The 21,513-nt window shown below is 56.5% G+C and carries 11 protein-coding genes and 2 pseudogenes; 9 read left to right on the top strand and 4 right to left on the bottom strand.

The window, feature by feature from the left end; translation table 11 throughout:
- Window positions 1–247: 247 nt before the first annotated feature.
- Window positions 248–514: pseudogene (locus J3P89_RS15170) on the top strand (Arm DNA-binding domain-containing protein); the annotation flags it as partial.
- Window positions 515–659: 145 nt separating this feature from the next.
- Here J3P89_RS15170 and J3P89_RS15165 read toward each other — a convergent pair.
- The gene (locus tag J3P89_RS15165; RefSeq protein WP_434563065.1) at window positions 660–3,890 is read right to left on the bottom strand and encodes a DEAD/DEAH box helicase; all 3,231 of its coding nucleotides are present in this window, start codon (window positions 3,888–3,890) and stop codon (window positions 660–662) included.
- Between the two features lie 50 nt (window positions 3,891–3,940).
- On the opposite strand from J3P89_RS15165, the gene J3P89_RS15160 reads away from it, so the two are divergent.
- The 8 genes and pseudogenes from J3P89_RS15160 to J3P89_RS15125 all read left to right on the top strand — a co-directional run.
- Window positions 3,941–4,201 (top strand): hypothetical protein, encoded by a 261-nt coding sequence (locus tag J3P89_RS15160; RefSeq protein ID WP_258637267.1) that lies wholly within the window; start codon window positions 3,941–3,943, stop codon window positions 4,199–4,201.
- A gap of 662 nt (window positions 4,202–4,863) precedes the next feature.
- Complete coding sequence (locus J3P89_RS15155; protein WP_258637268.1) at window positions 4,864–6,282, top strand: TolC family outer membrane protein; 1,419 nt, start codon at window positions 4,864–4,866, stop codon at window positions 6,280–6,282.
- Between the two features lie 55 nt (window positions 6,283–6,337).
- Window positions 6,338–8,482: a type I secretion system permease/ATPase gene (locus tag J3P89_RS15150; protein WP_434563067.1), complete on the top strand. Its 2,145-nt coding sequence runs from the start codon at window positions 6,338–6,340 to the stop codon at window positions 8,480–8,482.
- A 5-nt stretch (window positions 8,483–8,487) separates the two neighbouring features.
- A complete protein-coding gene (locus J3P89_RS15145; protein WP_258637271.1) occupies window positions 8,488–9,912 on the top strand; it encodes an HlyD family type I secretion periplasmic adaptor subunit in 1,425 nt (474 codons plus the stop codon).
- A gap of 26 nt (window positions 9,913–9,938) precedes the next feature.
- Window positions 9,939–10,325, top strand: coding sequence for a hypothetical protein (locus J3P89_RS15140; RefSeq protein ID WP_258637273.1), 387 nt, complete (start codon window positions 9,939–9,941; stop codon window positions 10,323–10,325).
- 46 nt (window positions 10,326–10,371) lie between these two features.
- Entirely contained in the window at window positions 10,372–11,052 is a 681-nt protein-coding gene (locus tag J3P89_RS15135) for a hypothetical protein (protein WP_258637275.1), read from the top strand.
- Window positions 11,053–11,065: 13 nt separating this feature from the next.
- Window positions 11,066–18,442, top strand: a complete 7,377-nt coding sequence (locus tag J3P89_RS15130; RefSeq protein WP_434694686.1) for a S8 family serine peptidase — start codon at window positions 11,066–11,068, stop codon at window positions 18,440–18,442.
- A 526-nt stretch (window positions 18,443–18,968) separates the two neighbouring features.
- Window positions 18,969–19,209, top strand: a pseudogene (locus J3P89_RS15125) (Arm DNA-binding domain-containing protein); the annotation flags it as partial.
- A 44-nt stretch (window positions 19,210–19,253) separates the two neighbouring features.
- On the opposite strand, the gene J3P89_RS15120 reads toward J3P89_RS15125, so the two are convergent.
- Genes J3P89_RS15120 through J3P89_RS15110 form a run of 3 tightly spaced genes read right to left on the bottom strand, consistent with a single transcriptional unit; the run spans window position 19,254 to window position 21,365 of the window.
- The gene (locus tag J3P89_RS15120; RefSeq protein WP_434694685.1) at window positions 19,254–19,616 is read right to left on the bottom strand and encodes a hypothetical protein; all 363 of its coding nucleotides are present in this window, start codon (window positions 19,614–19,616) and stop codon (window positions 19,254–19,256) included.
- Window positions 19,616–20,158: a tetratricopeptide repeat protein gene (locus J3P89_RS15115; protein WP_434694684.1), complete on the bottom strand. Its 543-nt coding sequence runs from the start codon at window positions 20,156–20,158 to the stop codon at window positions 19,616–19,618. Before J3P89_RS15115 ends, J3P89_RS15120 begins: the two co-directional genes overlap by 1 nt.
- Window positions 20,159–20,180: 22 nt before the next feature.
- On the bottom strand, window positions 20,181–21,365 hold the full coding sequence (locus tag J3P89_RS15110; RefSeq protein ID WP_434694683.1) for a tetratricopeptide repeat protein: 1,185 nt from the start codon (window positions 21,363–21,365) through the stop codon (window positions 20,181–20,183).
- Between the last annotated feature and the right edge of the window lie 148 nt (window positions 21,366–21,513).

Raw genomic sequence — 21,513 nt, 5'->3', positions numbered from 1 at the left:
TAAGAGTCTCGTTTCCCGCTCCAATTATTTTGCTATAGACTTCCATTGAAGTATGTAGAGATCAAAAAAAGAGGCTTAGGTCTCTTTTTTGGTTCCAGTAAAGTCTATTCTGTTACATTGGCATCCGCGATTTTTTAGTACACTTTTTAGTACATCAATTCGACGCTTGGTAAATCAGTTTTTAGAGCTGCTTGGCCCTCTGAAAACCGTACAACACTCCTTCATTCTTATGAGTGGAGTTAGTACGATGGTCCTTACCATTACGGCGGTCCGACACGCCAAGCCTCGCACCAAAAACTACACCCTTCCTGATTTTGATGGTCTTGCGCTTTTCGTGAATACGAGGGGCACCAAGAGCTGGCACTTCCGTTTTTCTTGGGCGGGCAAACAGCCTCGTATTTCGCTCGGTACTTATCCTGAAATAGGTCTACGCGATGCTCGCGTTCTGCGTGATATCGCCAGGGCGCTGGTCGCGAAGGGTATCGATCCCCGCGATCAGCGACGCCTTGAGCGCAATGCCAAGCTGTTGGCCCGGGAAAAGCACCTTATTAGGTCGATGTGATGCAGATCTTCAGTCCTAGGGAGCAGTGTTGTTTGGACGTAGAACCAGTGGCTTCTTGAATCGTCAGGCCGCCTCGAATACTGAAGGCGGCCTTTTGTCATGCGGATGTATCGGCAGTCATCTGGGGATGGGCGGGCAGCAGGTCCATGACGTTGCAGAAGAGATTACGCTGCCTCCAGTCATTGCGATCACCGATCACATACAGCCGACGCTTGGCTCGGGTGGCGGCGACGTTGAGGAGGTTGGGTTGAGAAACTACCCAATTGCGAGCACCGGCGTTTTCGCTGTTACCGCCCAAGACGAGGATGATGACTGCGGCTTCCTTGCCCTGCATGGTGTGGATGGTGCCTCGTACGATCTTCTCGGGGAGGCGGTCCTTGAGCTGGTTGCGCACGTCCTGAAAAGGTGTGATGACGGCGATACTTTCGGGTGGTACGCCGTCGGCATCTAGCAACGCGAGCAGATGTTCGAGGGCGTGCCCTTCGTTGTCGATCCAATTGCCGGAGGAGCGACCGCTCGCGTGCACCCAGCCGGTGGGTAGGCGGGCTGGCGTCTCCTTAGCTGGGGACGGGGCAATGGTGCCGTAGACCATTGCGCCATCGTAGGCGATGCGGTTGGCCAGGTCGAACATTGGCTTGTCGCAGCGCCGGTGCACCACCAGCGGCAGGCCGACCCAGCATTTTTGGCCTTGTGGGCCGGCCATGCGACCCCAAGGGGTGGCATGGTCGGCAAGGGTTTGGGCGGACTGACGGTTGGGCAGCCAGTGGGCGTCTACCTGATAGCGGGTGCGCATGTGCTCAAGCACGGCGTCGGAGACGGTGACGATGGGCTCCAATTGCAGCGGATCACCGACCAGTACGGCACGGCGCGCGCGCCATAGCGCGCCCACCGCAGCCTGCGGGGTGGCCTGGCCAGCTTCGTCCACCAGCAACCAGCCGATCTCGCCGCAACCGAGGCTACCGAAGGAGCGGGCGAACGAGGCAAAGGTGCTACTGAGCACCGGCACCACCATGAACAGCGATGCCCAGGCCGAGCGCATCACGGCTTGGGACACGCCACGATAACGGCTTCCAGTCAGCAGGCTGGTGATGAAGGCCAAGTTATTGCCCAGGCGCGAGGCTTCGATCTGGAAGAAGGCACGGTGTAGCTTGAGCGCTTCGATGAACACTTTTGACCGAGCCTGGCGCCAGCCTTCGAGGATCCAGGGTTCGAGCAGTTCGATGTCGCTGCCTCTGCCGAGCCGGCCTTGCGTGAGCCAAATCAGCAGGTGTTCGGCCTGGCCGGCCTGGGCAACGCTGCGAGCCTTGTCGATTTGCAGGGTGGCGTGGCGTATGGCTTCGTTAATCTCCTGTTCGTCCGTGGCCAATTGTCGATTGAGTTGGCTGAGCTGGGCGCTGAGTCGCTGCAGTTGGCGTTGGACGCTGTCGAAGGCCTCACGGGCCAGGGCATGGGCGCCGTCGAGCAGGCGTTGCCGGGCGGACCAAGTGCGATGAGCACCCCATAGGCTGAACAGGTTGACGAGCAGGGCGGGCTTTTGAACAAGGTGCGCTTCGAGGGCTTGGAGTTCACGCTGCAGTTGCTCACGGGCGGGCGTGAGCTGCCGGGTTTCAAGCGTGGTTTGTTCCTCGTCGAGGCTGTGGCGCTGCGTCAGACGGATCTGACGCTCCTGTTCCTTCTGCCTGATCCGCGCCTTGGCACTGATCACGGCCTGGATCCGTTCCAGGATGTCGCTGACCTGAGCACGCAGCGCCTGTTCGGCGTCCTTGGCGGCTTGGTACTGTTTGACGGCGGCGCGCCAGAGGGTAGCTTTTTCGGCGGGCGCGAGCAGCTTCATCTGCTGCGCCTGCTCGTTCAGCCACTCACGCATGCCTTTGGGCGCCGGCTCGTTGTCTGCTTCCGGGTTGTCGAGCATGGGCTCACCGGTGTAGAGGTCTTCGTCCGGGGTTTGGCTGTCGAGAGGTTCCAGGTCTAGAGGCGCAGGCTCGTTTTCTGACTTCGTCGCTTTAGAAGGACGTTTGCCATAGAAGAAGCGTTCGACAAACTGGGTGCGCTTGGATTTGCTGCCCAACGCTGCAGAGATCAGGCCCCAGGCAGGCTTGCCGCTGGTAAGCCCGGCGAGCTCGCTGAAATATTCGGCATTGGGCAACCAGGACGGGTCGATTTTGTCGCGCTGGGGTAACTCGAGAGTTACGTTCTCGACGGCACCGTTGTTGGAGGAGGCTACCACCATCTCGAAGCCGAACAGGCGCGGGTCAAGTTGATAAGCATAGCGCTCGCGTCCGCCATCGTTGGCAGATTCGCGGCCATTCTGGACGAAGGCCTCCGAGGCCCTGCTCAGCGAAGCCAACACATCGGCTCGCTGCGTCACCACGGCGGCGATCAGGTCGCGCAGCAGGGTTGTCTTCCCGGTGCCTGGCGGGCCGTTGACGCCCATCACGCCGGTGTCGTTGCCCAAAGTCTGCAGCAGACTGTTGACCGCCAGTTGCTGGGAGTGCACCAGGCCCAGGTGCCGTTCGGCAGGCCAGCAACCGACGGCGTAGCGCGAGGGGGCGAGGCGATCGATTAGCGCAAGGTCCGCGCGGGGCTGGTCGAGATGCAGCCGCTGGCTGGAGTCGTGCAGGCTCAGATAGCGGGCTAGCGGTTCACTGGTCTTGCCGTGGGCCAGGGCATCGGCCACGTCGGCCAAGTCGCTGAGCAGGAAACTGTTGAGCGGATCGTCTTCCTGTTCGGGCTTGTCCGGATTGATCGGCGCCGAGCGGAAGCGATGCATGCGCGGCTTGTCGCCGAACAACGCATCGAGCCCAAGGGTCTGGCGGATAAGCTCGGTCATGCTTGCCAGGTCGGCAGCCATGACCACGCCCCCAAGCAGGCTGTTGGCCTGTTCGCGAAGGAACTCCTGGGTTTCGTCGAAGCCTCGAGTCCAATCCTTATGGTTGATGGCGCAGCCGACAAACCACGCCTCGCTAGACAGCACCAGGCTGTCGATCACCATCATGCCCTGGCCGTTGAATTTCAATGCGAACAGGGCTGACTGTCGACGCTGCGGCTCCTTGTAGCCTTGGTCTGCGCCATAGAGCGCCTCCAACTGGCGGGATACATCCAGATTGTCGTAGATGTGTGCGTAGAGCGTGTGGCTCCATGCTCGTTTGTCGGGCAGGGGCCGCCTGCTCAGGGGGTTGGCTGGCATCCATGGCAGAATCTGGGCTGAGGCGGGGATGTCTTGGAAATAGGGCTGATAGTTGCTGTCGCGCTTCTTCAGCTTGGGAACCGCCTGAGGTTGCAGTAGCTCGACGGCGTGCCAATAGCGCACGATGTTTTGCGGATTCATTGACGTCCTTGAAGTGCTGGTTTGGATTCCTGATGGGAAGGATATCAGGCATGGAGCATCGCTTCCTCGTGCGGCGCGCGGAAGCGCTGCTGACCGTGGGCCAGACCGTCAATCTCATGTCTGATTCGGACAGTTACGATGGCTCGATCCAGACAAACGTTACTGCCCAATCTGCTTACCGCAACATCCGTCAGGCAAGTCGAATTTGTTTGGAGCACTCGCCGCTGGGACTCCGGTCACCACAGAAAGCGAGTTCGATTCAGAACTCGGTAGCGGGCAGATCACCCAGCGTATGGTCGCCCAAGGCGTGAGGCTCAGTTTGGCGATCATCACTGTCGAGCCTACACCTGAAGGCAGCGCTGAAATAAAGCTTTACACCCTTAAAGGTTGGAGTTCGATTGGGGTTAAGGCGCCTACGTTGGACAGGCTTCGTTCGTGGATCAAAGGCGATCAATCCTCGCTAAGCACCTTTACTTTTCACCGCCAATTTTGGGTTATGACTTGCAGATCGAAATCGGCCGGCAACGTTATCTGGAGGAGCGCTGTCACCTTCTCATCATGCTGACCAAGTCCCGGGAGGAGGCAAGGGATTTGGAGCGACCTAAAGAGAAGAGCGGGGACTATCGATTTGGAGGAAGGGTTAAGGCTGAGCCTTAGTGCCATCAGCTACCTCAGCTTTCGGCATCTCTTTGTGTCCATCGTGCTCGGTATACCCCCATCAAAACCCCAGAGCCGCTTCAATTGCCAGAGTCTCCCTGTAAGCTCGATTTATGAAGCTTGGCTGTTCCTTTTTCGGTCAGGTCGTTGCACTGCTCTCGCCCAGGCGGGCGGAGATGTGGGCAGGCAGGTCAAGTCAACAAAGAAACCTTTGATATTGTTGCACTAAACGTAAGCTCCATATATTTTGTGCGCCCTGGATTGGGACGGTGATCTTTTGTAGGACTACTGTCGGTGTCGTCAAAAGGATTTGTTTATGTACCGTACCCGAGGCGTGTTTCTTCTCGCCTGCTTGCTACCTTTCTTTTTGCAGGCTGCGCCCATGGAAGGGCGAGCTGACTTGATGGGCGTTTATCGCCAGGCTGTCTTGCATGATTCAGACCTTGCCGCCGCCCGCGCTGACTTTGCCGCCCGGCAGGAGTCGGTGCCGCAAGCCCGAGCCAATCTGTTACCCGTCATTACTGCTGGCACTACGGTGGAGTCCACTCGCTTAAATCGTGCCCAGCCTGAGCTGCTGCGTGAGCGCAGTGGAACTACTGTGCAGGCCAACCTTAAACAGCCAGTATTCAATGCAGCTTTTTGGTTTGAGCTCAAAGCAGCGGAGGCGAGTACCGCACAGGCGGCGCTGGAGCTGTCCGCCAAAGAGCAAGAGCTTATTCTCAAAACGGCTGAAGCCTATTTTGAAACACTGCGCGCGACCGACGAACAGGCGGCTTCTGTCGCGGAAGAGGTCGCGCTCAAGCAGCAGCTTGATCAAGCGCAAGCGCGACTAAAGGGTGGGCTGGCGAGTATTACGGATGTCCTGGATGCCGAGTCGGCTTACGACAACGCTTTTGCCAATCGCAAATTGGCCCGGCGAAAAGTAGACGATGCTTTTGAGCAGTTGATCCGCCTGACCAATATGAACTACGCGAGCATCGAGGGGATGCGGCATCAACTGCCAGTGTCTGCACCGGTGCCCAATGACACCCAATCTTGGGTCGACGCAGCGGTTGGACAAAACTTGACGCTATTGGCGAGCAACTATGCCGTGCGGGCAGCGGAGCAAAGCCTGAACCAGCGCAAAGCAGGACATGCGCCCACCGTGGACGCTGTCGCCTCGTATCGCCGCGGAGACAACGATAGCTTTGGCTACAGCAATCCCAGTGATTTTGGTCTGGATGGTTATCGCAGCCAAGTCGCTCAAAGCAGTGTAGCGCTGGAAATGACGCTTCCCATTTTCAGTGGTGGTCGCACCCATTCGCAGTCACGTGAGGCGTATGACCGGCTGACACAAAGCGAGGAACTGAGGGAAAGTCAGCGTCGAGAGGTCGTGCTCGATGCACGTAACTTTTTCCGTGCGGTCAACTCCGACATTGAGCAGATCAAAGCTCGCAAACAAACCATCATCTCCAGCCAGCGTTCGCTCAAAGCGTCTAAAGTCGGTGCCGATGTCGGAACGCGCAATACGGTCGATGTCCTCAATGCTCAGCGTCAGTTGTTCAAGGCGGTACGCGATTACAACAACGCGCGGTATGACTACATTCTCAATAATCTGCGATTGAAAGGGGTCGCAGGCACCTTGCGTGCTGAGGACCTCCTGGAACTGGCCGGTTACCTGAAAGCGGACTATGAGCCGCAACGTGATTTTCTTCCTCCCGAACTGATACAAGCCTCAGCGTCAGGTGGATCTTAGACGTCCATAACGTCATTCAACTCAGCTCATTAATGCCAATTGCACGGAAGCGCTTATGCAACAACAAGGGACAGAGCCGGCTAACCAGACAGCCGTGCTTGATACGGGGCTGGCGTGTCTCGCCATGCTGGCGCGCTTTCATAACGTTGCGGTTTCTCCGGAACAGCTTTCCCACGAGTATGTCGAAGACGAACAGCTGTTCGCAAAGGCTGAGATACTTATGGCTGCCCGCCAATTGGACCTGAAGGCCAAGGCGGTTCGCACTACTTTCGAGCGGCTGGATAGAACACCATTGCCCGCCATCGCGTGTGCAAACGATGGCAGCTTTTTTATCATTGCCCGTCTTGATCAAAACAACATCCTGATTCACGATCCAAAATCCCAACGGCCGGAATTGATCAACTCGCAGCAACTTCGATCACGTTGGGGGGGCGAATTGGTGTTGTTACGCTCCCAATCCTCAGTGGCCGCTGAGCTATCCAAGTTCGACTTCACATGGTTTATCCCGGCCATCGTCAAGTATCGAAAACTGCTCGGCGAAGTGTTGCTAGTGTCTTTTGTCCTGCAGATATTTTCGTTGCTGACGCCCTTGTTCTTTCAGGTGGTGATGGACAAGGTGCTGGTTCATCACGGCCTTACGACGCTGGATGTGATCGCCATCGGCCTGTTGGGCATTATGCTGTTCGAGACGGTTTTGAGTGGATTGCGCAGCTACGTATTTGCCCACACCGCCAGTCGCATTGATGTCGAGCTGGGCTCGAAATTGTTTCGGCACTTGGTGACGCTGCCGCTTTCGTATTTCCAGGCGCGCAGGGTGGGGGATTCGGTCGCGCGGGTCCGTGAGCTTGAAAATATCCGCAGCTTCCTGACCGGCAACACTATTACGCTGGTGCTGGATGTCTTGTTTTCTGTGGTGTTTATCGCGGTGATGTTTTTCTACAGCGGCTGGCTGACCCTGGTGGTGCTGCTGTCCTTGCCTCTGTATATCGTGGTTTCGCTGCTGATCACCCCAATGTTACGCGCCCGGCTGAATGAAAGTTTTGTACGTGGCGCTGAAAACCAGGCGTTCCTGGTCGAGACGGTCAACGGTATCGACACGCTCAAATCCATGGCCGTTGAACCGCAGATAACGCGCAGATGGGATAACCAGTTGGCGGCCTATGTCAGCGCGAGTTTCAAGACGCAAACCCTGTCGACCATTGCCAACGAAAGTGTTTCTCTGATTGGCAAACTCGTCACCGTCGCAACGCTATGGCTGGGCGCGCGATTGGTGATCGACGGTCAACTTTCGGTGGGTCAGTTGATCGCATTCAATATGCTGGCGGGGCGTGTGGCGCAACCGATCATGCGCCTGGCTCAGTTGTGGACCAATTTCCAGCAGACCGGTGTTTCTGTCCAACGCCTTGGCGACATTCTCAACACGCGTACTGAATTGTCCCAGGCGACTAGGAGCGCGTTGCCGGCCCTCAAGGGCCGCGTCGAGTTTGACCAAGTGCACTTCCGCTATCGTCCGGACGGTTCAGAAGTCCTGCGCAGCGTCAGTCTAGTCATCGGGGCTGGAGAGGTTATCGGCGTCGTGGGGCGCTCCGGCTCGGGCAAAAGCACCCTTACGCGCCTGTTACAGCGTCTATATGTTCCGGAGCGAGGGCGTGTAATGGTGGACGGCATGGATTTGGCCCTCGCCGATGTCTCTTCGTTACGTCGACAGATCGGTGTGGTCCTTCAGGACAACATGCTGTTCAACCGTAGTGTCCGAGAAAATATCGCGTTGACTGATCCCGGTGCGCCGCTTGAGGCCGTTATGCAGGCCGCAAAAATGGCGGGTGCACACGATTTTATCCTGGAGCTGCCCGAAGGGTATGACACGGTCGTTGGGGAACATGGCGCTTCGTTGTCGGGCGGACAGCGTCAGCGCGTGGCGATCGCAAGGGCGCTGATCGGGAACCCCAGAATTCTGATATTCGACGAGGCCACCAGCGCATTGGACTATGAGTCGGAGCGCGTCATCCAACACAACATGCAGGCCATCTGCAAGGGACGAACCGTGATCATCATTGCACATCGGTTGTCCGCTGTTCGCGATGCCCATCGTATCGTGGTGATGGATCGCGGGCAGGTCGTCGAACAGGGCACTCACAGCGAACTCCTGACTCACCAAGCGGGGCACTACTCTCGCCTTCACCGTTTGCAGCAGGGATAGTGCCCATGAGCGAACCTTCAGCAACACATGAGCTGGTGCAGCGGTATCGGCTCGCCTGGCGCCGGGCCTGGCGCCAGCGTAAACAGCTTGATGCACCTTCGCGCCTGGCTCATGAGGTGCAGTTTTTGCCGGCCGCATTGGCCTTGCAGGACCAGCCCAGCCATCCGGCGCCGCGTTACATTCAATGGGTCATCATGTTCTTCGCGGTGCTGGCGTTGGCATGGGCCTGCCTTGGGGAAATCGAAGTCGTGGCGACGGCACGGGGAAAAGTTGTCGCCAGCGGCAAGAGCAAGACCATACAGCCGAGCGAAGTGGCGGTAGTCAAGGCAATACATGTTTATGACGGTCAGTCGGTCAAGGCCGGTGATGTTCTGGTGGAGTTGGATACTAGTGCGTCCGGTGCTGACGTAAAACGTTTTAGAAGCGACGTGCTGGCCGCGCAGGTTGATAGCGCGCGTGCCAGCGCCATGCTTGAGTCCATTCGTAGCGGCAAGGAGCCAGGATCCCTGGCGGGCTACATGCTGGAGGCCGAGCCGCAACAGGTCCTGGCAGCGCAACGCTGGCTGAATGGGCAATACCTGGAGATGCGCAGCTCCCTGGATCAAGTCGATGCCGAAGTCGAACAGCGTACTGCCGAGATTCAATCAGCCAATGCCATTGTCAGTTCTTTACAACAGTCAATTCCGATCACGCGGCGCCTGGCTGAAGACTACAAAATGTTGCTCGATCAGCAATACGTCCCACGCCACGCCTACCTGGAGAAGCAACAGGCGCTGCTGGACCAAAATCGCGATATGGCCGTGCAGCAGGCACGTGTGATCGAACTCAATGCCAGCCGCAAGGAAGCCGAACGGCGCCGTCAGAGCATCCTGGCTCAAACCCGTCGTGCGATGCTCGATCTGCAACAGCAATCCGAACAGAAAGCCGCATCGCTTACCCAAGAGCTGCGCAAAGCTGAACAGCGCGATCATTTGATGAGCCTCACCGCCCCCGTCGACGGTACGGTTCAGCAGTTGGCTATTCATACTGTCGGCGGGGTGGTCACGGCCGCACAGCCCCTAATGGTCGTGGTGCCGAGTGATCAGCCTGTCGAAGTCGAGGCCATGCTGGAAAACAAGGACGTTGGCTTCGTGCGCGCCGGACAAAGTGTGACAGTCAAGGTGGAAACCTTCACCTTCACTAAATATGGAACGGTCGAGGGTGAAGTCATCAGCGTGTCCAACGACGCGATTGAAGACGAAAAGTTGGGGCCGATCTACAGCAGCCGGGTCCGCCTGCTGACTGATTCTATTCAAGTCAGAGGCCAACGAGTGCCGTTGTCTCCTGGGATGGCTGTCACAGTAGAAATCAAGACCGATCGACGCAAAGTCATCGATTACTTCCTAAGTCCGCTGCAGCAGTACGCCGATGAAAGTCTACGAGAGCGGTAAAAACAAACGTCCACAAGGGAAACTCAATGAGCGAAATTAAAGCGTTCTTATACGGACTGTACGACGTCGTGATTTTTCCGTGTTGGATAGCATTGTTCATATGTTTGATAAAGATGAACAAGCGCTTCGCCGGCCCTCTGTTTGTCTGGGGTTGCAGCGTCCCTGTCACGCTTTATTGCTACATCGTTTACATCATGGATGGCGACCGGCCTTGGGTTCATTGGTCGGTGGTGGCGCTCGACTTTCTTGCGTTTTCCCAGTTGGGTTGGTTAGGGGCACTCCTGATGGTCGGCGGATATCTGGCCAAAAACGACGGCTTTAAAAAAGTGGCAGTCTGGACCTCGGCGATTTCCGTCGCAGCGCATGGCTTTTTTCTTATCGTTGGGCTGGTATGGAACGCGCTATCGGCATAGACGATAGGCATTCAGTGGTTGAACGTTCTATTTGCTGGAGTGTGATGTGCACGGGACGAAAAAAATATACTGGCTCACGGCGTTTTGCACGCTAGTGGCCGTACTGATGGGTTGCCGCTTCTGGCTGATTTCCGAGTCGCAAAAAGTGCATTGGGTTGTCGAACTCGTCGGCGGTGCAGAAAACCTGCGTGCGTCAGAGGCTTCCTTGTCGGAAAGCGATGCGCTTTACATAAAGTCGCTGTACCTGTCGCCAGATGAACAGATGTACAACCGCATCCGAGCGTTGAACCTTTGCCAGGACATGAACGACGCGTGCGTGACCACCAGTTTGACCGTCGCCAATTTTCTGATGATCAATACCGCTGATGTGCAGGCCGCGAGAAATACCGTTGAGCAGTATGCACGTTACAACGTTCTGCAAGCGCAGCCTTGCCCAGCCAAATATGAAACATCCGTGGTTATCAAGAATAACGAGTATCTCTCTACGTTGCCGATGGCGGATGCAAAGCGTTTTGCCGAACAGCAATTGGAAAAAATTGAAGCATCAGGCGGACTGGTTTTCTCGTTAAGAACCCCTGAGTGTCATCGTTATTTTGCAGCGCACCCATCGATGGCTAGAGGTTATCTGGCGCACATGGCGCTGCTGGTCAGGGCGGCTCAAGGAAAAAGGTCGGCGGCGTGGTTGTATTTGTTATCCCGTCCGGGCGTTTACGCAATCATCAAGTAAGAAGGAGCTTTAAATGGCACAAGGTGCACAGCAGGCAGCAAGTGGAGCGGCGCAAACGCTTCCAGAAGCACTGGATGAGTTGAGCAAGACTAAGGACCAGTTGAACAAAGCGCTGGAAGCGACGGGAGTTGCGGATAAGGTTTCACGCTACAACACCTTGGTCGACTTGACCACATCCATGGGGTTGATCGCCTACATATTCGATGACAAATACAACGGTTCCAGCACCGAAACGGATGTTCATATTCTGGAAGCCTTCAAGTTGCTGAAAATTCCAGGCATCACGGGGGTCCAGGACAAGACAGTGGATAAAGGCATCAGCGGCCTTCAATACGTTCTGGAATTTACCGGAGAGGGTAAAGACAATGACGTGGCGTTGGGCGGGCTTCTATATGCACTGGCCTTATTCAGTAAAAGCACCAAGGAGTCACGTGATCGCGAATATGGCCAGTCGCCCTCGCTGAACGCATGGTATGACGCGCTGGGTAACGTCACGAAGTTTATCGATGACACTGTTGCATCATTTGATTTCGACTCGTCCACGATTCCCGGATCGAATTTTTCCAGCCCAGCCGCGCGTTCAGCTGTAGAAAGCGCGATGGCCAGTCGTATGGACGAATTTTTCTTTGGCATTCCCGCCAGCGCGAGTGCCTTTGATCTGCATGTCAATAGTTCTGGTGAAATTATACGCAAGAGCGCGACAGATCATGACGTTGCCGCCGCGCAAGTCACCAACGGCCTAGTCACCAGTGGAGGCGGCTGGAACCTGAACTACGACCCCAACAAGCTCAACCTGAATCAATATCAGGGTAACTGGGTCAACAATACCTTTACCGCCGCCGCTACCCAGATACTGGCGGACGGTTACCGCCCAGGCAACGTCAATACCGCTAAGGATGTATTCGATTTCAGCTTGCGCAACGCCAGCCAAAGCCTGACCTACGGCAGCACCTTGGCGGCACTGTTGAACTCCGGTGACGCGCGTGCGCGTTTGACACTTCCGACCGATCCATTGCTGCTGGACTTGAACGGCGACGGTGTGCGCTTGACGGATTACCTGAGCGCGCCGGTGTTTTTCGACGCCGATAATGACGGGGGCAGCCTCGAAGAAACCGGCTGGGTTAACCCAGAGGACGGCATTGTAGTCCTTGATGCCAATGCCAACGGTAAGATCGATAACATCAGCGAGACCCTGTCCGAATACTTCGGCGGCAAGGCGGGCACCAACGGTGAAGCCGGACAGAAGCGCTTCGCCAACGGTTTTGCCGCATTGGCCAGCCTCGATAGCAATGCCGATGGTGTATTCGATGTACGGGACTCGTCCTGGTCAAGCGTGAAGGTCTGGGTCGATGGCAATCACGACGGTAAGAGCTGGAATGACATAAATGGCAACGGCTCACTCGACGCCGGCGAAGCAAGCGAACTCAAGTCCTTCAGCGACCTGGGGATCACCCGGATCAACCTGGATAACCAAGCTCAAAGTGGCGAAGTCAGGGATGGCAACGAAGTGCTGGCCCACGGCACTTTCGTGCAGAATGGCCTGACGAGGGAAGCCATTGCAGCCAACTTCCTGGCCAACCCCAACGGACATACGTTTACCTCTACCGCGGCCGGCACGGTCGTATCGACTCAGGGTTCGGGCCAAGTCGCGGCCGTCAAAGGGTATGTGTCGTCTTCGACCACGGGTGAAACCATCGACGTGGCGCAAAAAGGTGTCGCCAACGCGACAGGCGGGTTGGGCAACGATGTGCTCCAAGGCGATGCCCAGACCAACTGGCTGGCCGGCGGTCAGGGCAGCGATACCTTCTATGGCGGTGCAGGCGACGATGTGCTGCTGGTCGACGGCGATGATCTGTCGACTAACGTCCATGGTGGCGACGGCACTGATATTGTCCAAGTCATTGGCGAAAAGGGTGTCAGCCTCAACTTGGCTGACGCCAGCATAGAAATCGCTCAGGGCGGTCGTGGCGATGATGCATTCATTGGCGGCGGCAACAGCACCGTCTACATGCGTGGTGGTGATGGTGACGACGTGCTGGTTGGCGGTTCTGCCAACGATGCGCTCTCCGGCGAGAACGGCGATGACACTTTGTTTGGTGGTGCAGGCAACGATGTGTTGCGTGGTCATCGCGGCGCTGATCGGATTGACGGCGGGTCTGGGAATGACTTGATCGATGGCGGCCAGGACGATGACAATCTGAGCGGCGGAGTCGGTGACGACATTCTGTTAGGCGGTGCCGGTGATGATCGAATCGACGGTGGCGAGGGTACCGATGTCCTCGAGCTGTCCGGCGACTTCGCCGACTATCGGATTACCCGTGCTGCAGACGGCGTTTGGATCAGCGATACCGTTACAGGACGCGACGGGACCGACTTCCTGAAGAGCGTCGAGAAGGCCAGTTTCAAAAATCTCAAGCTGGTGGAGATTCCGACAGACACCAGCGCGGGCATGGAAAATCCTTTGTTGGTCAAGGATGTGCTGAGCCAGAATAAGGCCGGTGCCAGTTTTGATCGCACGCGGGCGCACCTGATCGGTCAAGAGCAATTGCTGCGCAACGACCTGGACTGGCAACACGACACCTTGCACATCACCGGCCTGTTCGATGTGGTGGGCGGGACTGCGAGCCTCACCCAGGCCGGCGATGTGCTTTTTACTCCTGATGCTACGTTTACCGGGATCATGGGCTTCAAGTACACCGTGGCCGATGCCAAAGGTAATGAGGCTAGCGACATTGTCGACATGGCCACGGGCGAAAGCGCGACTATGCGCGCCGCTGTCTACCTCAGGACGGCGGACCTGCCCAGTGATCCGTTGGTTACCGATCAATGGTATCTCTCCCAGGCGAACATCCTGCCGGTCTGGAAGGACTACACGGGCAGAGGCGTCAAGATCGCCCAGATCGAGACCAACAGTCCGTTTGGAACCACCAAGGAAGTGCTCGACTATCGTCATGCCGACTTGAAAGACAATATCGACGAAGACTGGTTGGCCAATGCAACGCCGGGACAACTGGCGGGAGAAGGCAGCGAGGGCAAGTTCAGCGAGCATGCCACATTGGTCGCGGGTGTGATGGTCGCCGCGCGCAACGGCGAGGGCAGTGTAGGGGTAGCATACGATGCCACCGTTGCCGGTTATTGGATCAATAAAGACGACTTCAGCAACATGTCACGCATGCGTGAATATGATGTGGTGAACCACAGCTGGGGCAGTGAGTCACACTTTGATTTGAGGTTCTCGCCGGCCACATTAGGGGAGATGCCCGCAGCGTACCGTGAGGCCATTGGGCTGGGGCGCGATGGCTTGGGCACCGTCATTGTGACCGCGGGTGGTAATGATCGTGACAAGGGTGGCAACACCAATTATTCCAATCCCAGCAACACCCGCAGCAGCATCGTGGTGGGCGCTATCAACGCCACCTCCGATCTGGGTGCGTTGCAGGCGGGGGGCAAGCCCTTCTCCAACCCTGGCGCCAGTATCCTGGTTAGCGCACCAGGCTCCAACGTAACGTCTACCTCGCGCTTGGTGCAGAACGATAACGGCTCCACGTTTGGTAGTGATAACGGAGTGTCCCAAGGCACCAGCTTTGCCGCACCTATCGTGTCGGGCATTGTCGCACTGATGCTCGAAGCCAACCCGGAGCTGGGCTACCGCGACGTACAGCAGATCCTTGCGCTGTCAGCACGCAAGGTGGCGGATGCGGGAACCGTCTGGCAGGACAATGGTAGCCAGAAATGGAACGGCGGTGGTATGCACGTCAGCCATGACTACGGTTACGGCGAGGTCGATGCCCGCGCTGCCGTGCGCCTGGCGGAAACCTGGCATACCCAGCAGGTACTGACCAATGAGTTCAGCCTGTACAAGCCTTTGGAGTCTGGCGTACTCAATCTGGCAATTACCGATGGCCAGCAAGCCGGGATAAGCCATTCGTTGACGCTGGGGAACGTGGCCATCTCGGCGGAACATGTTGAAATCAAAGTCAACCTCACCCACGACAATCCGGGTGACCTGATCCTCAAGCTCATCTCGCCATCGGGTACTGAATCGATCCTGATGAATCGTCCGGGCAAGGCGCCGGGTAGCGCTGCGAATGATCGTGGGGACGCTGATTTTTCCGGTGAAAAAACGTTGGACTATGTTTTCTCTACCGCGTTGTTGCGTGGTGAGGCCGTACAGGGTGAATGGACGCTGAAAGTCATAGACAGCGTGACCGGGGCGACCGGTACCCTAAACAGCTGGAGCATGAATGTGTGGGGGGCTATCGACACGCACGATGATCAATATGTCTATACGGACGAGTATGCGCAGTTGGGGGTATCCGGCACCCGTGGAACGCTCAACGACACCAATGGCGGTAAAGATACGATCAACGCAGCAGCGATAGGTCAGAAAAGCTATATCAACCTGTCGAAAGGCGAAGCGACTCTCGCCGGCACGCACCTGACCATTCAGAACCCCGAGCAGATCGAGAACGCCATCGGTGGTGAGTTTGCCGATGAACTTCATGGCAATAACGCCAGCAACATGTTGGTCGGCGGCAGTGGCGATGATGTGCTGTATGGCGGCGCCGGCCGCGATTTACTTTTGGGTGGGAAGGGGAACAATACCCTGGCAGGCGGGGCCGATCTCGATTATTTCGTGATCGAGCGCGCCAACGGTTCCATCCAGACCATCACTGATTTCATGGTTGGCACCGATAAACTGGTGCTGTCTGGCTTCTCTGACTTCGGTCACGGGCTGATCAATACCACTCAACAAGGCGCGGATGCGGTGATCAGCTTGTCTGGTGTGCAGTCTATTCGGCTGAAGAATGTCGACGCAGCGCAAGTGAACGCCGAAGATTTCTTGATCCTGGATACCGCAATGAGCTTGGCCGAACTCACCAAGTACGGCGCTTATGGCTTCGGCGTCAATAGTCGTGAAATACGTCTGGCTGACTCTGTCCAGGGTGAAGACTATTCCGCCCTCTCAGGTGGGCAGCGGGTGTTTGGCGGCACTGGCGCCGATATCATTCGTGGCGGCAGTGGTGCCGACGTGTTGGTTGGCGACAATACAACCGGCGGTACGCGAGGCTCCAACGATTTCATCGAAGGCGGTGCCGGTAATGATGTAGTTCGCGGCGGTGCGGGCAACGATGTACTGCGCGGAGGCTTGGGCCAGGACTATGTCAGCGGTGACGCGGGGGATGACGTCATCTATCTGGAAGGCGATCAGGGCAGTTTCGAGCTGGGCGGCTGGACCTCGCCTATCATCACTTGGGACGGAGCCCGACTGACCGGGGCTGCCGTCGCGGGCGGCGCTGGGAATGATCGTTTTGTCGTCGAAAAGACCTCAGGGCTTCCCATCGATCTGTTAGGTAATCTGATTGAGGATTTTGAGTTTTCCAATCCCAACGAAAAAATCGACCTTTCGCAGATTAATTCCGTGGGCTCGATGGCAGATCTTGCATTCAGCGAATTGACCGTAAACGGCCAACATTATTTGCGCGTGATGCTGGGGGGAACAGGTGCTTCGTTTATTACCCTCAAGGGCGTGACTTCGTCTCAACTGTCGCCTGGTAACTTTATTTTTGGCAGCGGTTCCGGTGGCACTTCCTCGGTTCCCGCTACAGGCGGCATCATTGCAGGCAAGGAGCTGCACATGACTGTCACGAACCCGACCCCATTGAAGCCGCTGATTGACCGCGAACTCACTGGCGAACTGGTCGCCGTACCACAACCGGTGCTGGGTGGCAGTGATACGGTACTTCCAGAGTTTGACCTCGGAATTATCTATTGGGCAAACGCCACCGGCGAACGCGTGGCGGGCACTTTGGGCACCGATACACTTTACGGAGGAGAGGGAAATGACGTCCTCAGGGGCGAGAACGACTTGAGTGACACGGCAGTTGGCAGTGCAGACAGGCTGTTTGGGGGAGCAGGCCACGATGTTGTTTACGGCGGCGCTGGTGATGACGTCTTGTGGGGCAACAATGGGATGGATTATCTCAACGGTGGTGCAGGAAACGACACGCTGTATATCGAAGGTGATCGGGGAGACAACTACACCGGTGAACTGGACTTCGAACTGCCACTAATCACCGTGGAGGGGGTTGTACTGACTGGGGCGGCTGTAGCTGGTGGCGCGGGTAGCGATCGATTCATCGTCGACGATTCCTCCACGGACGGGCTGGTGAGCGGCCTGATCGAAGACTTCGAAGTTACGAACCCCAGCGAAAAAATCGATTTGTCAGAGTTTAGTTCTTTACGCTCGTTTGCGGAGCTGAATTTCAGCGACCTGATGGTAAACGGACAGCAATACCTCCGGGTCTGGCTGGGCCCCGTGGGAGAAGATAATTCATACATCACTCTTAAAGGGGTCACAGCGGATCAGCTGAGCGCGGACAGTTTTATCTTCGCCGAACGCGCCTATAGCGACCCCTACATCTTTCGCGATGGCGACGGGACGCTGGTGGGCAACGCTGGCGGCAATACGCTTGCAGGATGGGATGGGAAAGGGATTCTGGAAGGACGCAGCGGAGACGATACCTATATCGTCGATGATGCAGGTGACATTGTCCGAGAGGTCAGTGGCGGAGGTTACGACCGCGTAGAGTCTTACATCAGCTACGTCTTGCCTGACGAAGTCGAGGAGCTGGTACTGGAATCCGGCACGAACGGCACGGGCAATGCATTGGCAAATCGACTGGTGGGCAACGCACTTGCCAATATCCTGGACGGTGGCGCTGGGTCCGATGTCATGGTCGGTGGAAAGGGTAACGACACCTACATCGTCGATGAGGGAGCGGACCGCATCGTGGAGCTGTCAGGTGAGGGTATCGACACGGTCAAGGCTTCTGTCTCCTTTACCTTGTCTCCCGATCTGGAAAATCTGATTCTCACGGGCACTGCCAACATCAACGCCACCGGTAACGCCGCGAATAATCAGCTAACGGGCAACGGGGGCAATAACCGCCTGGATGGCGGGATGGGCAATGACTGGCTGAGCGGCGGCGCGGGCAACGACCTTTACCAATTTGATCGCAACGGAGGCCAGGACGTCATTGATGACTTTGACTCTGCGGCGAATACCGATGTGCTGCAATTCGGTAGCGGAATTTCCGCTGATCAGCTGTGGTTTCGTAAAAACGGCATGGACCTAGAGGTTAGTATCATCGGCACGGCAGACAAGGTGACGATTTCCAAATGGTCATCCTCGGATCAGGCTGGTACGCAAAAGGCTCAGCATGTCGAACAGTTCCGAACCGCCGATGGCAAAGTCCTGCTGGACAATCAGGTCGACCAACTGGTCGGAGCAATGGCCGCGTTTGCACCACCGGCAGCGGGGCAAACGTCACTGCCGAACAATTACAAAGAGGCGTTGGATACTGTGATTGCCAGCAACTGGCAGTAACGGGAGGGGGGCCATATTCGGAGGTATGGCTCTCTTAAGCAATTTCGATGGCATCAATTAGCTGAGTACTCTCAGACTTGATCTGACAGTCACCGGATTTTCGGTCGTGGGCTGTCAGGTCAAATTTGTGGGACCTGAAACCGTCGGATACTGACTATTCGAATAGCTCTGCTATTTCGTGGCTATTGATACACCCCCGAAGATAAGTCCAGAATCAAGTCTTTTCCTGCTTCGGCAAGAAAAGAAACCCCTTAGATTTCAATGGGTCGGACGCCAGATGCGAATCTCGTTTCCCGCTCCAATTATTTTTCTATAGGCTTCCATTGAAGTGTGTAGAAAACAAAAAAAGAGGCTTCGGCCTCTTTTTTATTCCAGTAAGTTCCACTAAAGAATATTGTCATCCACGTTTTCTTAGTACATTTTTTGGTACATTAATTCGGCGCTTGATAGATCACTTTTTCGTGGGACTGACCTCTCAGGAAACCGTACAAATCTCCTCTAACTTAAACGAGAAGGAGATTTTACGATGGCTCTCACCGATTCGGCTGTCCGGCACGCCAAACCCCGCACCAAGGACTACACCCTCCCTGATTACGACGGCCTTTCTCTTTGTGAATACGAAAGGCACCAGGAGCTGGCACTTCCGCTTTTCTCGGATGGGCAAGCAACCCCGTATTTCGCTCGGCACTTATCCCGAAATTGGTCTACGCGATGCTTGCGTTCTGCATGATATCGCCAGGGCTCTGGTCGCGAAGGGTATTGATCCCGTGATCAGCGACGCCTTGAGCGCTATTTCCATTCAGGATTCAGGCTACACCATCCGATCGACGATTCCGTAGATAGCTTTTTCCAGCGCTTGATTTTCCAACATGGCTTCAGCAACTTTTTTTGAAATGTTGCCGAATTCGGGATGCTCCAGAATGCTTTCGCCAAACTCCCAGCGCAGGATTTCCTGCACCGTGATGACGGGGGCCGCCTCGTGGAAATCTTCAGTATTTTTCTTAAGATCTCGCAGGCGACTTTGCAGGTGTACACGCAGCACTTCGAGGTCTTTTTCGCCCTTTTTGACCTTGGCGGCGCTGGCGTCGCCTGTTGTACTCGATGTTACTCGTTCCTTGGGCTTGGCCAGCGCAGCCAGGACCTGGGAGAGGCGAGTCGAATCGATCTTGCTCATCAGGACGTCTCGAAGGTGTTGCGGTAGGCGCCAAGAAATACCGCCGGTTCGGCAGGCTCGGGACTTTCGAGGTCGGCGGTGTCTGAAAGACTTGCCAGCACTCGTTCCATATCAGCCTTCAATGCCGGATTTTGGCAGTCCGTCAGGCCCTGAGTCAGGCGTGTAATGGCGCTGGGTATGCGTTCGTCGAGCAGTTCCATATAGGCACCGGAAAACTCCCTCAAGCTCATATCCTGCGATGTGTTCTGCAATGAATTGAAGGCGTTGCGGGCGTCGTCCAATTTTGATAACTGAAGACTGAGCAACCCTAATTGAAAGCGCGCGATGTCCATCCCGGGATCCAGCTCAAGTGCCTCGATCATTTCCGCGTGGGCACGTTCCAGCAGGCCAAGTTCGGCGTGTTCGGCGGCGCGGAAATAACGGACCGCTGCGTTTTTCGGCTCTAATTCAAGTGCTGCGTTCAGATAGTTCAGGGCGGCGTGGTGGTCGCCGTTCTGACTGGCGTTGATTGCCAGGTGCAAGTATTCCGATGCGTCCAGCATGTTGGGCTCCGTGTGCGATCGCTTAATGTTGGTCCGGATGACGGTCGGGGAATTTGTTCTGGTGCGTTTGCAGCCAGTTTTCCATCAGGACCCGGCCGGTGTCGCTGCCATCGGGCCTCGTCCGGTCAAGTACCTGATCGATCAGTTGGGCTGCCTTTTCCGGGTGTCCGGCTTGCCGAAGCAGGAGGGCTTCGGCGTAGTGGGCCGACAGGCCGTCCGGCTTGAGCTTGAGTGCGCGACGGATACCTTTTTGGGCGCGTTCCGTCATCCCGTCCATGATATCGACGATCGCCAATCCACCATGGGTCTCGCCAAAGTTGCGGTCCAGGGCATAAGAGCGGTCGAGCGCTTGGCGGGCTTGAATGCTGTCCCCGCGCAAGATGTAGATCCAGGCCAGAAGGTGCCAGGTGCCGATGTGGTCCGGCATGAATTGGAACGCCGTCTTGAGGTGTTCTTCAGCCGCGTCGAATTCAAGCTCATTGAATTCCAGTCGAGCCAGCCCGGACCATGCCCGGCCGCATTCTGGATGCGCGGCGACGGTATGAAGCCAGGCGTTGCGCGATGCGCTGATGTTGTGTTGATGAAAGTGGACCGAGGCGCAGGCGATCAACGCGTCCAGCTGGTCGGGGTTCTCCGCGAGTGTTTCGTGGGCAGTGATCAACGCTGGGGAGTAGTTGTCGTTCTCGTACTGGAGCAGGGCGAGCAGGCCACGAATGTCGGTGTTTTCCGGTTCCAGCAGCAATGCGCGCGCAACCAGTACCTCGGCCTGTTCGGTTTCTTCCAGTTGATGCAGCGCGCGTGCATGAATCATCAGTAACGGCGCAGGGCTTTGCGATTCATGGCTCAAGCGCGAGAGCAATGCATCGGTGGCCGCATAATCACCGCTGTAGAAATGGCCCAGTGCGGTGTTGAGGATAACGGCCGGGTGCTCGACTCCGCCGGCGATGGCCTTATCACCATAAACGCCCGCCGCGGCATACTGGCCGGCCTGCAAGCACACATGGGCCGCCAGTGCACAGACGTTGGGCTCTTCGATCACGTGGGCCTTCATGTGGTCGATCAATTGTTGGCCATGAACGACGTCGCCAAGATCGATGGCCAATCTCAACGCGTCGGCCAACAGCGTCAGGTTGGTTGGATCATGCCCCAGGAAAGTGACCAGGCGTGCCAAGCGATTCTGTTCAGCGGACGTTTTATCGGTGGTCATGGAAGGATTCTTTTCGGCGGTCGGAAGAAGAGGGAGGCGGCTCTTTCGGGCGATTATTGCCTTGATAAGTCTGGTCTGTCATGCGTTAAACCGCTGATTTCGCGCCTCATAAAATATTTTTCCTTTTCCCTAAACTTTTTTCAAAAAC

Origin of the sequence: Pseudomonas sp. Z1-14 (assembly GCF_051132005.1) — a bacterium.
In the GTDB taxonomy this organism is placed as follows: Bacteria; Pseudomonadota; Gammaproteobacteria; order Pseudomonadales; family Pseudomonadaceae; genus Aquipseudomonas.
This window is presented reverse-complemented; position numbering and strand designations above follow the sequence as displayed.

What these genes read in the sequence shown, in the direction of transcription:
- J3P89_RS15165 (WP_434563065.1), bottom strand. Translation starts at nt 3,890, where the DNA reads ATGAATCCGCAAAACATCGTGCGCTATTGGCACGCCGTCGAGCTACTG.
- J3P89_RS15160 (WP_258637267.1), top strand. Translation starts at nt 3,941, where the DNA reads ATGGAGCATCGCTTCCTCGTGCGGCGCGCGGAAGCGCTGCTGACCGTG.
- J3P89_RS15155 (WP_258637268.1), top strand. Translation starts at nt 4,864, where the DNA reads ATGTACCGTACCCGAGGCGTGTTTCTTCTCGCCTGCTTGCTACCTTTC.
- J3P89_RS15150 (WP_434563067.1), top strand. Translation starts at nt 6,338, where the DNA reads ATGCAACAACAAGGGACAGAGCCGGCTAACCAGACAGCCGTGCTTGAT.
- J3P89_RS15145 (WP_258637271.1), top strand. Translation starts at nt 8,488, where the DNA reads ATGAGCGAACCTTCAGCAACACATGAGCTGGTGCAGCGGTATCGGCTC.
- J3P89_RS15140 (WP_258637273.1), top strand. Translation starts at nt 9,939, where the DNA reads ATGAGCGAAATTAAAGCGTTCTTATACGGACTGTACGACGTCGTGATT.
- J3P89_RS15130 (WP_434694686.1), top strand. Translation starts at nt 11,066, where the DNA reads ATGGCACAAGGTGCACAGCAGGCAGCAAGTGGAGCGGCGCAAACGCTT.
- J3P89_RS15120 (WP_434694685.1), bottom strand. Translation starts at nt 19,616, where the DNA reads ATGAGCAAGATCGATTCGACTCGCCTCTCCCAGGTCCTGGCTGCGCTG.
- J3P89_RS15115 (WP_434694684.1), bottom strand. Translation starts at nt 20,158, where the DNA reads ATGCTGGACGCATCGGAATACTTGCACCTGGCAATCAACGCCAGTCAG.
- J3P89_RS15110 (WP_434694683.1), bottom strand. Translation starts at nt 21,365, where the DNA reads ATGACCACCGATAAAACGTCCGCTGAACAGAATCGCTTGGCACGCCTG.